A 16,215-nucleotide genomic window follows, 5' to 3' on the forward strand; every position below is an offset into this window, starting at 1 on the left:
CCCGTGAAGTTCTGCCGTGTCGACCTGACACGCCGCGCGTCCGAGATGTCACCTGCCGTTCACGTGACGGGCCCCGCCCGCCCCCTGGGACGGGGCGAGCGGGGCCCGGCACGCCCGACGGCGGCACGCACGCACCGCCGTCGGTCTCCGTCGCCGCGTGCTCAGTCCGCGTGCGCGACGTGCGTCCCCCGCATGGCGAGCGCCGCGACGAGCCCGATCACCAGGACCGCCGACGTCACGAGGAGCGTCTGCCCGACCGCGACAGAGAATCCCTGGTGCAGCGCGGTCGTGGCGGCCTCGCGGATCTGCGCCGCGGCCTCGGGCGGGATGCCCGCAGGGAGATCGAAGCTCTGGGCAGCGCCCGTGTACGACCCGCCGGCCGACGCGAAGCCGTCGACGAACGGCTGGCGGAGCTCGGGAGGCAGGCCTGCCGCGGCGTCGCGCGCGGCCGCGGGCAGGGTCGCCGAGAGACGGCTCGTGAGGGTCGCGACGATCGCAGCCGAACCGATCACGCCGCCCACCTGACGGAACGTGTTGAACGCGCCCGCGCCGGCGCCCGCCGTGCGGTGGTCGAGCCCCGACGTGGCGAGGTTGGCGAGCGGCGAGAAGACGGCGCCGGTACCGATCCCGAACAGGGTCATGGGCGCGACGATGGACAGGGTGCTCGCGTCAGGTGTGATCGCGACACTGAGCCACGCGACCGACGCCGCGAGCAGCGCGAAGCCCGTCGCGACGACCCACTTGGCCGGGATCCGGTCCGAGAGCCTGCCCGCGAACGGTGCCACGACACCGGACACGAGCGACCCCGGCAGGTTGATGAGCGCCGCCTCGAGCGGCGAGAGACCCAGGATCGACTGCAGGAAGATCGTCAGCGGGAAGAAGATCCCGATCATCCCGAACGACACGGCCATGCCGGACACGTTCGCGAGCGAGAAGTTGCGCGAGTGGAAGAGCGTGAGCGGCAGCAGGGCACGGTCGCCCAGGTGCCGCTGCCACAGCACGAACGCCGCGAGCACCAGGACCCCCAGGCCGATGATCGACCAGATGGTGAGCGGGCCCACGACCCTGCCCCAGTGATAGGTCTCGCCCTCCTGCAGACCGAACACGAACAGGAACAGGCCCACGATCGACAGCGCGACCCCGACCATGTCGAAGCTGCGCTTGTTGGTCGGCAGGGACGGCAGGCTCCGCAGCGCCAGGACGAGAGCCACGACGCCCACGGGGATGTTGACGAAGAAGATCCACTCCCAGCCCCAGGACTCGACGAACACACCGCCGAGCAGCGGTCCCGCGATCGTCGCGACCCCCGCGACCGCGCCCCACAGCCCCATCGCCGCGCCGCGCTGACGCGGCGGGAAGACGCGCGTGATCATCGACATGGTCTGCGGGGTCATGAGGGCGGCACCGACGCCCTGGACCGCGCGGGCCACGATGAGCATCTCGACCGACCCGGAGAGCCCGCACCACAGCGAGGAGAGCGTGAAGACCACGAGCCCCAGGACGAACACGGGCTTGGGTCCGAACCGGTCGCCCAGGCGACCCGCGAGCAGGAGCAGCACCGCGTACGTGAGCAGATAGGCGCTGTTGACCCAGCCCACCGCGGTGAGGGTCGTGTCGAACGTGTCGACGAGCGTGGGGACCGCGATGTTCACGATCGTGGTGTCGACCATGATCATGAAGAAGCCCAGGCACAGCGCGGGCAGGATGCTCCACGGGCTGCGCCCGCCGAGGTCGACGAGCGGCGGTCCTGCGGTCGCGCCGGGCGCCCCGGGTGCGCCTGCGGGCGGGCCTTCCGGTGGTGCAGCGAGCGTCGGCGTGGCGGGGTCCGTCCGGGTGCCGGTCGTCGGCAGGCTCTCGGAAGAGGGTGGCGTGGTGGTCATGGGTGTCCTCGGGCTCGGAGAAGTGCGGGGAGTTCAGGAAGGGCTGCGCGAGCAGCGGAACCGGCGTGACGCCGGCGGCCCGTCAGGGCACGTCACCTGCGGCCGCGGCCCGCGAGCGGGCGGCGGAGAAGTCACGGAAGGACTGCGGGACGGACTCGTCCCAGTCCAGGGCGCCGGAGTCGAGGTCGGCGAGCAGGCGGTCGATCCAGGCCAGCTCGGACTCGATCCGGTGGATGTCGTACTCGACGTCGAGCAGGAGGCGACGTGGCAGCCCGTGGCTGCGGACGACGTCGTACCTGGCGATGTAGGACGCGAGTTCCTCGGCCGACGCGGCCCGCCGGTCCCGCAGCGCGTCGACCGCGCTCGCCCGGTCGATCGCGTGCGCCTGCGAGAGCGCGAGCGGGAACGAGGGGTGCTCGCGCCGGGGTCGACCGAGCAGCAGCGCGGTGCGGTCGGCGAACGCGTCGCGCCCCGCGCCGGTCAGGCGATAGGTGGTCCGCTGCGGACGGTTGCCCTCGCGGTCGGTGCCGACCACCTCGACGTACCCCTCGGACTCCAGGCGGTCCATCGCGTGGTAGACCGAGCCCGGCGTGATGCTCGCGAGCCGGTCGTCCCCGCGCTGCTTGAGCGTCTGGTGGACCTGGTAGGGGTGCATGGGCTGCTCGTGGAGGAGCCCGAGCAGCAGGAGCGCGGCGGCGGACAGCTCCTTGCGTGCCATGTCTCGCCTCCTGACGGTGGGGTGGCTCGTTGGTTCGTTGGTGTGGTTCGTGCGAGCAACCTGGCGGCCGACGACGGGTGGCCGGAGAGCCGGAGCGGCGGGTGTGCGCGAGCACTCCAGCACGGTCGTTCCCCCAGGAATATTCCCGTCGGAATATACGCCCCCGCAGCGGCAGGGTCGAGGGCGATGCCGCCACGGTGGGGCACGTCACGTGTCCCTGCCGTCGTCCGACGGACCGGGCCGACGTGCCCGCATGCTGCCGAGGTGTTGACTACTCCGGTCGCCACTCACGGCACTAGGCTCGGACGGGCGGTGCGCGCGGGCAGGACGGACGGCATCGCTGCAGGTCAAGCACCACCCCGACCGCGGCCGCCGAACGGCGCCGGTGCGGACGCCGGCACGGCCCGCCACCGGAGCGGTGTCCGGGCGGCATCAGAGCGGTATCGAGAACGAGCTCGACACGAGGAGACGCATGGACACGGCAGCGGGCACGTCATCGGCACCCGAGCAGACGAAGGGGCCCGACGGCGGGACGACCGGCAGCGCCGGTCGGGCCGGCACGACCGTCCCCGCGACGGCCCCCGTGACGGCCCGCCCGACCTCGACCCTCTCGCCCCTGGTCCCGCTGCCCGGCGGCACGTACCGGCGGGGATCGACCGAGTTCTACCCCGACGAGGCTCCTGTCCACGAGGTCACGGTCGGCCCGTTCGAGATCGAGCAGCACCCGGTGACCAACGCGCAGTTCGCGGCGTTCGTCGACGCGACGGGCTACGTCACGGTCGCCGAGCGTCCGCTCGACCCGGCCGACTACCCGGGCGTCGCGGTCGAGGACCTCCAGCCGGGGGCGCTCGTCTTCACCCCGACCGCCGGTCCTGTGAACCTCTCCGACTGGCGCCAGTGGTGGCGCTGGCAGCCCGGGGCCCGGTGGAGCGCACCGCACGGCCCGGGCAGCTCGATCGAGGGCCGCGAGGACCACCCGGTCGTGCAGGTCTCGTACGAGGACGCCCAGGCCTACGCGGCGTGGGCAGGCAGGTCGCTCCCCACCGAGGCCGAGTGGGAGTACGCAGGACGCGGCGGGCTCGACGGCGCACGCTTCGCCTGGGGCGACGAGTACCAGCCCGACGGCGAGCTCCTCGCGAACCACTGGCAGGGTTCGTTCCCGTACCGCAACACGGGCGCCCGGGGGTGGGTCGGCACGAGCCCCGTGGGGACGTTCCCCGCGAACGGGTTCGGGCTCGCCGACATGACCGGCAACGTCTGGGAGTGGACCTCGTCCTTCTACACGCCCAACCACGCGGTCGACGCCCGCACGGCCGAGGAGGTCGCCGCGGCACGTGACGCGCTCACGATCGAGATGCCCGCGTGCTGCGCGCCGAGCACCGGCGCAGCCATGGCAGCGGCCCACCCCGCCCCGCACGACCCGCTGGGAGCGGCCGGCCTCGACGAGGACACCGCGACGGACGTTCGGGCCGCCGCGAGCGCCGAGCCCGGCTCGGCGATCCCCCGCAAGGTCCTCAAGGGCGGGTCGCACCTGTGCGCACCGGAGTACTGCCTGCGCTACCGGCCCGCGGCTCGTTCGCCCCAGGCGGTCGACACCGCGACGAGCCACATCGGCTTCCGCTGCGTGGTCCGCCCGCCCGTGGCGGTCGCCCCGTCGACGCCCGGCATGCCGGCGTCCGCGCGCAACCTCCTGGGCTGAGGCGTGTCCGGGTCGAGCGTCCCGTCGGCCTACGCGGTGCTGCTGCGCGGGGTGAACGTGGGCGGGGGCCGCAAGGTCCTGTCGGCGGACCTGCGCGCTGTCGCGCAGGACGCAGGGTTCGCGGGCGCGCGCACGCTCCTCAACAGCGGGAACCTCGTCGTCTCGCCGGGGACGTCGGGAGCCTCCGGGCCCGACGACGTCGCGCGCCTCGTGCGCGCAGGGCTCGCCCGGCGCCTGGGGCTGGACGTCGACGTGCTCGCGCTGACGGGCGCGGACCTCGAACGAGCGATCGCCGCGAACCCCTTCCTCGAGGCCGCGGGCCAGGACCCGTCGCACCTGCTGCTGACGTTCTACCCGGCGGCACCGGACCCGGAGCGGGTCGCAGCGCTCGACCCGCTCGCCTACGGGGTCGAGCACATGGCGTGGTCCGGGCCGGTCAGCTACACCTGGTACCAGGGCGGGGTCGGGACCTCGAGGCTCACGCCGGCGGTGCTGCTGCGGACGGTCGGGCTGTGGGGCACGGCCAGGAACTGGAACACGGTCACCAAGCTCGCCGGGCTGGTCGACGCGGCGGGCTGATCTTCCCTCAGGCCCGGCGCTCGACGCCGATCGCGCCCGTGGGCGCGGCGGGCGCGACCGGACGCCAGAGCTGCACGGTCCCCTCGTCCCGCACCACGACCCCGATCGCCGCGAGGTCGGCTCGCAGCTCGCGCACGTGGTCGTCCTTTCCCGCGTCGATCAGTCCGGCTCGTGCGCGCAGGAGGGCGTCGGCCCCCGCGGGAAGCCCCAGGTCGCCTGCCTCCCACGGGCGGTATGCCGCACGGAACGGGTCGCCGGTCTCACGCCAGGGCCACCCGTGCGTGTCGAAGGCCGCCCGGACCTCCGCGGAGGGCAGGTCGGCGGACCACCGGGCGACCTCCCGCTCGCCGCGCAGGAGGACGATCTCCTTGCCGTCCGCGAACACGTCGGTGACCTCGGACCGCCCGAGGGTCTCGAGAGTGTCCTTGGTCTTGAACCCGGCCCCCGTGGACGTCACCGCGACGCGCCCCATGGTCTCGACCAGGTGCTGGGCGAAGACCGCTCCGACGATCGCGCCCACGATCGCGAGCCCGACGACGGTGCACGCACCCCACCTGTCGGCGAGCGTGTCGACAGACCGGGCGATGCCCTGCCACGGCGCCCACGACAGGCCGGACATCCACGCCGCGAGCCAGCGCAGGCCGACGCCGGCCGCGGCACCGAGGACCGGGAGGACGGCACGGAGGAACAGCGTGTCGGCGGACGAGCACCCCACGACCGTCTCCTCCGGGGTGCGAGGGGTGGTCGATGCGGAGGGCGGCGTGGGGGTGGGCGCGTCAGGGGTCTTCTCGTACACCCGTACATGCTCCTGCCGGGCGGGTGTCCGAGACATCCCCCTTTCGGCGGACTTCGGTCGCGTCCGTGTCCACCTTCCGGCATCCCCCGGCGAGCGTGCCGTCCTCCTCCGGTCCGGTCCAGGACCCGACGGGCGGGCCCGCCCGAGCCGGGCCACCGGTAAGATGGGACGCTGGTGTGCCGGGAAGTCTGGTCGGCGTGACGTCGACGACCCCTCAACCACAGGAGCCCTGTGAGCACGCACGAGCAGCACACCCCCACCCCGGACGACTCCCCCCGCACGAGCGCGACGCCCGGCCCGGCGACCGCGGACGGCGCGGTGAACCTCCCTGCTGGCGCGACGCCGTCGGGCAGCGAGAACCCCGCCCCCTCGCCCGCCGCCCAGCCCGCGCCGCGCCCCGGCGCCGCGCAGCGCTGGAAGCGCTGGGTCACGCGCGAGACCACGGGCGGCGCGCTCCTCATCGGCGCCGCGATCATCGCGCTCGTGTGGGCCAACTCGCCCTGGCGCGCGGCGTACTTCGACCTGTCCGCGCTCACGTTCGGACCCGAGTCCCTCCACCTCGACCTGTCGCTGTCCACGTGGGCCGCCGACGGGCTGCTCGCCATCTTCTTCTTCGTGGTGGGCGTCGAGCTCAAGCAGGAGTTCGTCGCCGGCTCGCTGCGCAACCCGCGTCAGGCCGGCGTCCCCATGCTCGCGGCCGTGGGCGGCATGATCGTGCCCGCGATCCTCTACGTCACGGTCGCGCTCTGGGGAGGCGGCGCCGACGCCGTGCACGGCTGGGCCATCCCGACCGCGACCGACATCGCGTTCGCGCTCGCGGTCCTCGCGGTGTTCGGCCGCGGGCTCCCGACGGCGATCCGCACGTTCCTGCTCACGCTCGCCGTGGTCGACGACCTGCTCGCGATCGTCGTCATCGCGGTCTTCTACACCGAGACCCTGCACTGGGCCCCGCTGGGCCTGGCGCTCGTGGGCGTCGCGCTGTTCGCGTTCCTGGTGCGCCGCCGCCGCACGCACTGGTGGCTGCTGCTCCCGCTCGCGTTCGTCGTCTGGGCGCTGGTCCACGCGTCCGGGATCCACGCGACCGTCGCGGGCGTGCTCCTGGGCTTCACGGTCCCGGCCGTCGTCCTGTTCGGCGAGAAGACCTCGCGCACGCACCGGTTCGAGCACGTCGTCCGACCGATCTCCTCGGGCATCGCCCTGCCGATCTTCGCGTTCTTCGCGGCCGGCGTCTCGCTCGTCGACGGCGGCGGGATCGGCGAGATGATCGGCCAGCCGGCCGCGATCGGCATCATCGTGGGGCTCGTGGTCGGCAAGGGCATCGGCGTGCTCGGCGTCACCGCGCTCGTGACGAGGCTGACGCCGCTGCGGCTCGCGCCCGGCATCGGGGTGCGCGACCTGCTGCCCGTGGGCCTGCTCGCCGGGATCGGGTTCACGGTCTCCCTCCTCATCGCCGAGCTGTCCTTCCCCGACTCCGAGCACACGGACTCGGCCAAGGCCGCGGTGCTGCTGGCCTCGGTGATCTCGGCGCTGCTCGCCGCGACGGCGCTGCGCTGGGACGCCCGGCGCAAGCGCTCCGACGACATGAACGAGGACGGGCTGCCCGACGACGTCTCGACGTACATCGGGGACGCCGTCGACGACGAGCGCTGAGCCAGGTCCCGGCCGGGCGAGGTGGCGGGAGCCGCGAGGGCTCCGGACTCCCTCACCCGGCGGGGACCGCCCCACCGGCTTCACCCGGCGCCCGGTGGCGCGAAACCCCCAGCCCCGTACGATCGCACCCGTGCAGCCAGACGTCACGCAGAAGCCCGAGAACGCTCCGGACGCCGGGACGCCCGAGGTCCCCGAGGGGGCCGGCTCCGATGGCTCCGTCGGCCCCGCCGGACCCGCCGGGCCGACGGGCAGCTCCGGCGCACGGACCCCAGCCCGCCCGGCCACGCCCGACGGCGAGGCGAGCACGCGGCCACCGCTGCGCCGTCGGCCGTGGGCCTGGCTCCAGCACTACGTGCGGCGCTTCTCCACGACCGGGCTCGTCCTCGCCCTCCTGTTCTTCTGCTTCTCCCTCACGCCCTCGCTCATCCCCCGCGCCTGGTACTACCAGGCGCTCATCACGGGCATGAGCATGGTCGGCGGGTACGGGATCGGGGCGTTCGTCGAGTGGTTCGCCCTCAAGGTGGGGCTCCGGATCCGCTGGAGCCCACGCGTGAGCCGGATCGCCTGGTGGGTCCTGGGCGCCGCGACGATCGTCCTCGTGCCGGTCTTCCTGGTCCTGGGCGCCCGGTGGCAGCACGAGCTGCGCGCCCTGTTCGGCATGCCCGAGCAGGCGCCCGCCAACGACGTCGCGGTCGTGTTCGTCGCGGTCCTCATCGCGATCGGCGTCCTGCAGCTCGGCCGCGCGCTGCGCCGCGTCGCGCAGTGGGTGAGCCTGCTGGTGGACAACATCATGCCCAAGCCGGTCGCCCGCTTCCTGAGCGGGGTGATCGTCGCCGTCGTGGTCGTGCTGCTCTTCAACGGCGTGATCTGGGCCGGCGCGCTGCACATGCTCAACAACGTCTACGCGAGCGCCAACGAGAAGATCGACCCGGACCTCGCCCCGCCCACCTCGCCCGACCGGTCGGGCTCGCCCGAGTCCGGTTCGTCCTGGGAGTCGCTCGGTGCCGAAGGGCGCCGGTTCGTGGCGCTCGGCCCCACGCAGGCCGAGCTGACCGAGTTCGCCGCGGGCGGCGACGTGGTCGACCCGGCCGACGTCCAGGAGCCCATCCGCGTCTATGCGGGTCTCGACCCGGAGGGCGACCTCGACGCGACCGCCCAGCGCGTGGTCGACGAGCTCGACCGCACGAACGCCTGGGACCGCTCGGTCCTGGTCGTGGCCACCACGACCGGCACGGGCTGGGTGGACCCCGGCATGAGCAACTCGCTCGAGCTCATGCACGGAGGCGACACCGCGATCGCCTCGATGCAGTACTCGTACCTGCCGAGCTGGATCAGCTTCGTCGGTGACCGCAGCACCCCGCCGAACGCGGGCAAGGCCCTCTACGAGGCCGTGTACGAGGCGTGGTCGAAGCAGCCCGAGGACTCGCGTCCGCAGCTCATGGCGTTCGGCATCTCGCTCGGCTCGTTCGGTGCGCAGGGCGCGTTCAGCGGCCTGCAGGACATGACGACCCGCACCGACGGGGCCATGTTCGTGGGCACGCCCAACTTCACGCCCAACTGGACCGACTTCACGAACCACCGCGACGCCGGCTCGCTCGAGTACTCGCCCGTGTACGAGGAGGGCGCACAGGTCCGGTGGGGCACCGAGGTCTCGAGCGCGGCCAACATCTGGTCGGTGCCCGGCACGTGGGAGACACCGCGTGTCGTGTACGTCCAGCACGCGTCCGACGGCGTCACGTGGTGGTCCCCCACGACCCTGTGGTCCGAGCCCGACTGGATGCGCGAGCCCCGCGGGCCCGATGTCCTCGACGCCGTGCAGTGGCGTCCCGTCGTCACGTTCTGGCAGCTCACGGGCGACCTCTTCGTGGCCGCGGCCTCGGACATCCCCGCAGGTCACGGGCACGTCTACTACCTCGAGTACGCCGACGGCTGGTCGGCGCTCAACGCCCCCGACGGCTGGGACGAGGACGACACGCTGCGCCTCAAGGAGCAGATGCTGACCAAGCAGCCGGCCGCGTCGAGCTCGACGGGCTGAGGAACCCGCTCTCCGTGCCCGACGGCTGAGCGCCCCCGTCGACGAACACCTCGACGGCCGCCTCTCCTCCGGCCGCGACGAGCCGCTCTGGCAGGTCGGCCAGGCCGTCGACCTGCTCGACGTGACGCACGCCCGGCGCGACGTGCCCCGCGAGGACCGCGAGCGCCACCTCGGCCGCGACGAGCCCCGTGACCCGGCCTTGGCCCGACGCGACGAGCGAGACCTGGACCTCGCGGTCGCCGTGGCGCGCCGTGGCAGCGAGGGCGAACCGGTCGCCGCCCACGTGCACGGCGGCGAAGACCGATGCGAGCGCCCGCCGCCCGCGCTCGCCGCGGAAGGCGTGCAGGACCCCCGCACGCCGCGCCCCGAACACCGATGCGGTCAGCAGGCGGGAGTCGAGCGCGAACCGCGTCGTCACGTGCGGCACGTCGAGCGTGCGACGCAGGGCGTGCTGGTCGGAGAAGTCGAAGGGATGGACGGTGCGCCGCCCGAGGCCGGGCAGCAGCACCTGGCGTGCGCCGCCGTCGGGCTGCGGACCGACCAGCCCGTCGACCGTCCAGCGGATCGCGTCCGCGCCGTGCGCCTCGCCCCCGCCGAGGACCACCGCCACGTCGATCTCCTGGGCACCTCCGACCAGGTCGTGCGCACGCCGGGCGAGCAGGTTCGTGAGCCCGGGCGCGACGCCCACGCTCAGCACGGCCGCGCCGCCCGCGTCACGGGCGACCTCGTCGAGGCGCTCGGTCGCCTCGAGCTGTTCGCGGGATGCCGAGACGTCCACGAGCGACACGCCCCGTGCGAGGCACGCCCGGGCCACCCGGTCGTCACCGGGCTCGACCGCCAGGACGACCAGGCCCACGCCGTCGAGCGCCGCAACGAGGGTCGCGGGGTCGGCGAGGTCCACGCGCACCGCGCGCGGGGAGCCGATCCGTCGCGCGAGCGCCTCCGCGGCATCGAGGTTGCGCCCTGCGGGGACCACGCGCCCGGGGATCGCCTCGGCGAGCCGTTCGCACACGACGGACCCGACCGCCCCGTAGCCACCGATCACGAGCACGTCCCGCACATTCACTAGAGTCATGCTCTAGTGAATATCACTGTAGTCTAACTACAGTCAATTGTCGGCGACCGTCCCCCGGAGACCCATGCCCCCCACCCGCGCCGAGAAGGCCCGCGCGACACGCACCCGCATCCTCGACGCGGCGCACGAGTTCTTCGTCACGAACGGCTGGACCCGCACCTCGGTCGAGGACGTCGCACGCGCGGCGGGCGTGGCCACACAGACGATCTACTACACGTTCGGCACCAAGCACGCGCTCTTCAAGGAGCTGCTCGACGTCCGCATCGCGGGAGACCACGACGACGTCGCCACGCTCGACCGCCCCTGGGCCCGCGAGGTGCTCGCCGAGCCCGATCCCGCACGTCACCTCGCCCTGCACGTCGCGGGCGCCCGCGCCGTCCTCGAACGCGTCGCCCCCCTCCTGCGCGTGCTGCGCGACGCCGCGCCCGGCCTGCCGGCCCTCGCCGACCTGTGGGCCGCCAACCAGGAGCAACGACGGACCGTCGCTGCGACCCTGACGAGCGCGCTCGCCACGAAGTCCGCGCTCCGCACCAGCACGCAGGTCGCGACCGACATCACCCACGCACTGCTCAGCCCGGACACGTACGGCACGCTCGTGCTCGACCTGGGCTGGTCCCCTCAGGCCTGGCAGGACTGGGCGACCGACGCGCTCGTGCGTCAGCTCCTGCCGTAGCGCGCCAGGCGCGACACCTGGACGGCCGACCGGCCGGGTGCCGGCCGCGCACGCCCGGCCCGACCCCACCCGATGCCGACCGGCTTCAGGACCGCGCCGCGACGCTGCTAGGGTCGGACGCATGAGCTGCTCGTCGACCGTCATGATGCGCCCCACCCGGGGCCCTTCGTGATGCGCTGAGCACGCTCGTCACCACCCAAGGCCTCGCCGCAGCGAGGCCTTTCGTGTGTCCGGGCCCGGTGCGGTCGAGGCGCCCGTCGAGGCACCTCCCAAGGTGCCGCAGTCCCCGAGAGGACCACCGCCATGACCGCCGCACCCGCCCAGCCCCGCAGCACGACACCGCCCAGCAGCCCCACCTTCTACGTCACGACCGCGATCCCCTACGTCAACGGCGACCCGCACCTGGGCCATGCGCTCGAGCTCGTCCAGGCGGACGTCCTGGCCCGCCACGCGCGACTGCGCGGACGACCGACCCGCTTCCTGACGGGCACCGACGACCACGCCCTCAAGAACGTGAGCGCGGCCCGAGCGGCAGACCGCGAGGTCGGGGAGTTCGTCGCCGAGCGTGTCGAGGACTTCCGCGCCCTGCGCCCCGCGCTGTCGCTGTCCACGGACGACTTCCTGTCGACGTCGTCCGACGCCCGCCACCGTCCGGGCGTCGAGGCCCTGTGGCGGCGGTGCGCCGAGGCCGGCGACTTCTACCTGCGCTCCTACGAGGGTCTGTACTGTGCGGGCTGCGAGCAGTTCTACTCCCCCGACGAGCTCGACGCGTCGGGCCGCTGTCCGGAGCACCTGCCCCTGCCCGAGCGCGTGGTCGAGGAGAACTGGTTCTTCCGCCTGTCCCGCTACGCCGACCGCGTCCGCGAGGAGATCACGTCGGGGCGCGTGCGCATCAACCCGCCCGCCAAGCGCAACGAGGTCCTCGCGTTCGTCGACGCCGGGCTCGAGGACTTCAGCGTCTCGCGGCCCGAGACCCGCTCGGACGGGTGGGGCGTCCCCGTCCCGGGCGACCCGTCGCAGGTCATCTACGTGTGGTGGGACGCGCTGACCAACTACGTCACCGCGCTGGGCTACGGCTCGGACCCGGCCGACCCGGGCGCCGCGGACGACTACCGCACCTGGTGGTCCGGCGGCGACGAGCGCGTGCACGTGATCGGCAAGGGCATCACGCGCTTCCACGCGGTGTACTGGCTCGCGCTCCTGCTCTCGGCGGGCGAGCCGCTGCCCACCACGATCCACGTGCACGACTACGTCACCGCCGGCGGCGCCAAGCTCGCCAAGTCCGCGGGTACCGCGGTGCACCCCGTCGGGCTCGTGGACGCCTACGGCACCGACGCACTGCGCTGGTGGTTCGCGCGCGAGGTCCCGCTCCTGGGCGACGCCGAGTTCACGGCCGAGCGCCTCGTGGCCCGGCACGACGACGAGCTGGCGCACGGCGTGGGCAACCTGGTCAACCGCACGCTCACGCTCGTGCACCGGTTCCGGGACGGCGTCGTGCCTGCGCTCCCCCGCACCCGGGCGAGCGCACCCGACGAGCTGGGCTCCGCCGTCGGGCAGGTCGCCCCTGCCGTGGACGCGGCCCTCGCGGACGCCGACCTGCGGGCCGCGACCGGAGCCGTGCGGCGCGTCGTCGACGCGGCCAACCGGTACGTGAACACCGAGCGGCCGTGGGAGCTCGCGGCGCGCGAGCGGGCCGGGGACGCGGACGCTGCGGAGGCTGCTGCGCACCTGGACGAGGTGCTCGCGCGGCCCGTCGAGGCGTGCCGGGTCGTGGCGGTCGAGCTCTCGCCGTTCGTGCCCGACGGCGCCGCGCGGCTCCGCGAGCAGCTCGGCGGGCCCGCGGGCGGCGGGCAGGAATCCGGCACCGACCGCGTGGGCACGCCGGTGCCGGTCTTCCCCCGCCTGGGCTGACCTGTCGCCTCGCTGGCTACCGCAGCGCCGGTGCGTGCGCCTCGAGGAACCGGTAGACCTCGGTCTGGTCCACGCCCGGGAAGGCCCCCACGGGCATCGCGGCGAGCATGCTCGCGTGCGGGCGCGCGCTGGGCCACGACTGCTCGCCCCAGCGCTCGGTCAGCGCGGCGGGCGGGCGCCGGCAGCACGACTCGTCGGGACAGCGCGAGACCGTGCGCTCGCTCGTCTCGCGCCCCCGGAACCACTTGACGTGCGCGAACGGCACGCCCACGCTCACCGAGAACTGGCCGTCGTCGGAGTCCTGGACGCGCGAGGTGCACCAGTAGGTGCCGGTCGGGGTGTCGGTGTACTGGCTGAACGGGCTCAGGCGGTCCTCGACCGCGAACACCGTGCGCGCGGTCCAGTGGCGGCACACGTACTGGCCCTCGACCGCGCCGAGGGGGTCCGCGGGGAAGCGCACGCCGTCGTTCTCGTAGGCCTTGTGGATGATCCCGGACTCGTGGATCTTCATGAAGTGCACCCCGATGCCCAGGTGCGTCGTGGCGAGGTTCGTGAACCGGTGGGCCGCGGTCTCGTAGGACACCGAGAACGCGTCGCGCAGGTCCTCGACCGAGATCTCGCGGGCGTCCTTGGCCTCCTTGAGGAGCTTGACCGCGTCCCGCTCGGGCAGCAGCAGCGCGGCCGAGAGGTAGTTGGCCTCGACGCGCTGGCGCAGGAACTCGGCGTAGTCGCGCGGTTCGTGGTGGCCCAGGACGTGCGACGCGAGCGCCTGGAGCAGGGCCGAGCGCGGGTCGCTCGACGCGCGCGTGCCCGTGCTGGGCAGGTACACGCGGTGGTGGCGCAGGTCGATGACCGAGCGGGTCGAGTGCGGCAGGTCGTGCACGTAGTGCAGCGAGAAGCCCAGGTGGGTCGCGAGGTCGGCGGCCACGCGCTGCGACATGGGTCCGCGGGCGTGCCCGACGCCGTCGAGCAGCTCGCGCGCGGTGGCCTCGAGCTCGGGGAAGTGGTTGTCCTGGGCGCGCATGGTCGCGCGGAGCTCGGTGTTCGCGCGGCGCGCCTCCTCGGGGGTCGCGGCCCGCTCGGTGTGCAGGCGCTCGAGCTCGCGCTGGAGGCCCACGATGGCCTCGAGCGCGTCGCTCGGGAGGGACTTGCCGACCCGCACCGCGCCCAGCCCGAGCGAGGCGAACAGCGGACCGCGCTGCGCCCGCTCGAGCTCGATCTCGAGGGCCGCGCGCCGGGTGGGCGGCTCGGCCGAGAGCAGGTCCTCGACGCTCGCGCCGAGCGCACGGGCGATGGCCTGGAGCTGGGAGAACTTGGGCTCGCGGCGCCCGTTCTCGATCACGGACACCTGCGAGGGCGCACGCCCGATCGCGGCACCCAGGTCGTCGAGCGTCATGCCCCTCTCGGTGCGCAGGTGCCGGATGCGGCGGCCGATCGTCAGGGCGTCGGCCTCGTCCTCGACGGCCAGGGTGCCCCCGAGGGGACCGAGGGACTCGCCTGACGTGCCTCTGATCTTCTGCACCGCGCCGGGGTCAGTTGCCATGACTGAGGGTGACACACGCCACTCCTTGCGCACAACAGAAGAAGTCGACTTCTTCTACGAAGAAAGTCCTTGTGGACCCCTTGCGCGGCGAAGGAAGGTCGTTCCACGGCCACCGCTCACCCCGAACGGCGACCGGAACGAGTACCACCGCACGCAACGAAGCTCTGGAGGCACCCCGTGACCACCCCGCCCATCATCAGCCGTCGCTCCGAGAACGAGTACGCCACGCCCCGCCCGGCGTCGGCGACCTCCCGGACCGAGGCCGTCACGGCCCCCGTCGCATCCTCCGGCCACACCCCCTCGCGCCCCGGCGACCAGCGCCAGTCCGCGGCCGACCTCGCGCTCTCCTGGTCGACCGACCCCCGCTGGGCCGACGTCCAGCGCGACTACACGGCAGAGGACGTCGTGGCCCTGCGCGGCTCGGTGCGCGAGGAGCGCACCCTGGCCCGTCGCGGCGCGGAGAAGCTGTGGGACCTCATCCACACCGAGGAGTGGGTCGCCGCGCTCGGCGCGATGACCGGCAACCAGGCCGTGCAGCAGGTGCGGGCCGGTCTCCAGGCCATCTACCTCTCGGGTTGGCAGGTCGCGGCCGACGCCAACCTGTCCGGCCAGACCTACCCGGACCAGTCGCTCTACCCTGCGAACTCGGTCCCGGCCGTCGTGCGCCGCATCAACAACGCCCTGCTGCGCGCCGACCAGATCGAGACCGCCGAGTCTCCCCTGGGGGCACCGGAGCGGGACTGGATCGCCCCCATCGTCGCCGACGCCGAGGCCGGCTTCGGCGGGCCCCTCAACGCCTACGAGCTCATGCACTCGATGATCGAGGCGGGCGCGGCGGGCGTGCACTGGGAGGACCAGCTCGCGTCCGAGAAGAAGTGCGGCCACCTGGGCGGCAAGGTCCTCGTCCCCACCGCGCAGCACATCCGCACGCTCAACGCGGCGCGCCTCGCCGCCGACGTCGCGGGTGTCCCGACCGTCATCATCGCCCGCACCGACGCACTCGCCGCGGACCTCATCACGTCCGACGTCGACCCCCGCGACCAGGAGTTCCTCACGGGCGAGCGCACGGCCGAGGGGTTCTATCGCACGCGCCCCGGCATCGACACGGTCATCTCGCGCGGACTGGCCTACGCCCCGTACGCCGACCTCATCTGGGTCGAGACGGGCGAGCCGGACCTCGAGCTGGCCCGCCGCTTCGCCGAGGTGATCCACGCGCAGTACCCCGACAAGAAGCTCGCGTACAACTGCTCGCCGTCGTTCAACTGGAAGAAGCACCTCGACGACGCCCAGATCGCGAGCTTCCAGAAGGAGCTCGCCGCGATGGGCTACGCGTTCCAGTTCATCACCCTGGCCGGCTTCCACGCCGTGTCCCACTCCATGTTCGAGCTCGCCCGCGGGTACAACGACCGCGCGATGAGCGCCTACGTCGAGCTGCAGGAGGCCGAGTTCGCCTCCGAGGCCGACGGCTACACGGCCACCCGCCACCAGCGGGAGGTCGGCACCGGCTACTTCGACCGGGTCGCCACGGCTCTCAACCCCGACAGCGCCACCCTCGCGCTCGCCGGATCCACCGAGACCGCCCAGTTCCACTAAGCCCTGCCCGCCTCGCCGAGGTAGAGGTCTCGCGTCGAGGTAGAGGGCTCCAGCCCTCTACCT

The 16,215-nt window shown here is 73.3% G+C and carries 12 protein-coding genes; 7 read left to right on the forward strand and 5 right to left on the reverse strand.

Features of this window, described 5'->3' with window-relative positions:
* Positions 1-161: 161 nt before the first annotated feature.
* Complete coding sequence (locus H9641_RS10190; protein ID WP_191803396.1) at positions 162-1,880, reverse strand: DHA2 family efflux MFS transporter permease subunit; 1,719 nt, start codon at positions 1,878-1,880, stop codon at positions 162-164.
* Between the two features lie 82 nt (positions 1,881-1,962).
* Entirely contained in the window at positions 1,963-2,598 is a 636-nt protein-coding gene (locus H9641_RS10195; RefSeq protein ID WP_191803398.1) for a PadR family transcriptional regulator, read from the reverse strand.
* Positions 2,599-3,070: 472 nt separating this feature from the next.
* Here H9641_RS10195 and H9641_RS10200 point away from each other — a divergent pair, with 472 nt between their 5' ends.
* Both H9641_RS10200 and H9641_RS10205 read left to right on the forward strand, forming a co-directional pair.
* Complete coding sequence (locus H9641_RS10200) at positions 3,071-4,297, forward strand: formylglycine-generating enzyme family protein (protein WP_449866957.1); 1,227 nt, start codon at positions 3,071-3,073, stop codon at positions 4,295-4,297.
* 3 nt (positions 4,298-4,300) lie between these two features.
* On the forward strand, positions 4,301-4,876 hold the full coding sequence (locus tag H9641_RS10205; RefSeq protein WP_191803401.1) for a DUF1697 domain-containing protein: 576 nt from the start codon (positions 4,301-4,303) through the stop codon (positions 4,874-4,876).
* A gap of 7 nt (positions 4,877-4,883) precedes the next feature.
* Here the strand turns inward: H9641_RS10205 and H9641_RS10210 are convergent, their stop codons facing one another.
* The gene (locus tag H9641_RS10210) at positions 4,884-5,672 is read right to left on the reverse strand and encodes a YqeB family protein (protein WP_191803403.1); all 789 of its coding nucleotides are present in this window, start codon (positions 5,670-5,672) and stop codon (positions 4,884-4,886) included.
* Between the two features lie 231 nt (positions 5,673-5,903).
* Here H9641_RS10210 and nhaA point away from each other — a divergent pair, with 231 nt between their 5' ends.
* A complete protein-coding gene (gene nhaA, locus H9641_RS10215) occupies positions 5,904-7,322 on the forward strand; it encodes a Na+/H+ antiporter NhaA (RefSeq protein ID WP_318244508.1) in 1,419 nt (472 codons plus the stop codon).
* A 130-nt stretch (positions 7,323-7,452) separates the two neighbouring features.
* Positions 7,453-9,357: an alpha/beta hydrolase gene (locus tag H9641_RS10220; RefSeq protein ID WP_191803405.1), complete on the forward strand. Its 1,905-nt coding sequence runs from the start codon at positions 7,453-7,455 to the stop codon at positions 9,355-9,357.
* Here H9641_RS10220 and H9641_RS10225 read toward each other — a convergent pair.
* A complete protein-coding gene (locus H9641_RS10225) occupies positions 9,305-10,432 on the reverse strand; it encodes a saccharopine dehydrogenase family protein (RefSeq protein ID WP_191803407.1) in 1,128 nt (375 codons plus the stop codon). The genes H9641_RS10220 and H9641_RS10225 overlap by 53 nt on opposite strands.
* 64 nt (positions 10,433-10,496) lie before the next feature.
* Between H9641_RS10225 and H9641_RS10230 the strand changes: the two genes are divergently transcribed.
* Entirely contained in the window at positions 10,497-11,105 is a 609-nt protein-coding gene (locus tag H9641_RS10230) for a TetR/AcrR family transcriptional regulator (RefSeq protein WP_191803409.1), read from the forward strand.
* Positions 11,106-11,408: 303 nt separating this feature from the next.
* Entirely contained in the window at positions 11,409-13,016 is a 1,608-nt protein-coding gene (gene metG / locus H9641_RS10235) for a methionine--tRNA ligase (RefSeq protein ID WP_191803411.1), read from the forward strand.
* Positions 13,017-13,032: 16 nt separating this feature from the next.
* On the opposite strand, the gene H9641_RS10240 is transcribed toward metG, so the two are convergent.
* Positions 13,033-14,559: a helix-turn-helix domain-containing protein gene (locus H9641_RS10240; protein WP_191803413.1), complete on the reverse strand. Its 1,527-nt coding sequence runs from the start codon at positions 14,557-14,559 to the stop codon at positions 13,033-13,035.
* Between the two features lie 177 nt (positions 14,560-14,736).
* Between H9641_RS10240 and aceA the strand changes: the two genes are divergently transcribed.
* Positions 14,737-16,152 (forward strand): isocitrate lyase, encoded by a 1,416-nt coding sequence (gene aceA / locus H9641_RS10245; protein WP_318244509.1) that lies wholly within the window; start codon positions 14,737-14,739, stop codon positions 16,150-16,152.
* Positions 16,153-16,215 lie beyond the last annotated feature (63 nt).

This window comes from Oerskovia merdavium (genome assembly GCF_014836755.1).
Classification (GTDB): Bacteria; Actinomycetota; Actinomycetes; order Actinomycetales; family Cellulomonadaceae; genus Oerskovia; species Oerskovia merdavium.

Coding starts and splice junctions, on each gene's coding strand:
- H9641_RS10200 (WP_449866957.1), top strand. CDS start 3,071: ATGGACACGGCAGCGGGCACGTCATCGGCACCCGAGCAGACGAAGGGG.
- H9641_RS10225 (WP_191803407.1), bottom strand. CDS start 10,432: ATGACTCTAGTGAATGTGCGGGACGTGCTCGTGATCGGTGGCTACGGG.
- H9641_RS10230 (WP_191803409.1), top strand. CDS start 10,497: ATGCCCCCCACCCGCGCCGAGAAGGCCCGCGCGACACGCACCCGCATC.
- H9641_RS10190 (WP_191803396.1), bottom strand. CDS start 1,880: ATGACCACCACGCCACCCTCTTCCGAGAGCCTGCCGACGACCGGCACC.
- H9641_RS10240 (WP_191803413.1), bottom strand. CDS start 14,559: ATGGCAACTGACCCCGGCGCGGTGCAGAAGATCAGAGGCACGTCAGGC.
- H9641_RS10195 (WP_191803398.1), bottom strand. CDS start 2,598: ATGGCACGCAAGGAGCTGTCCGCCGCCGCGCTCCTGCTGCTCGGGCTC.
- metG (WP_191803411.1), top strand. CDS start 11,409: ATGACCGCCGCACCCGCCCAGCCCCGCAGCACGACACCGCCCAGCAGC.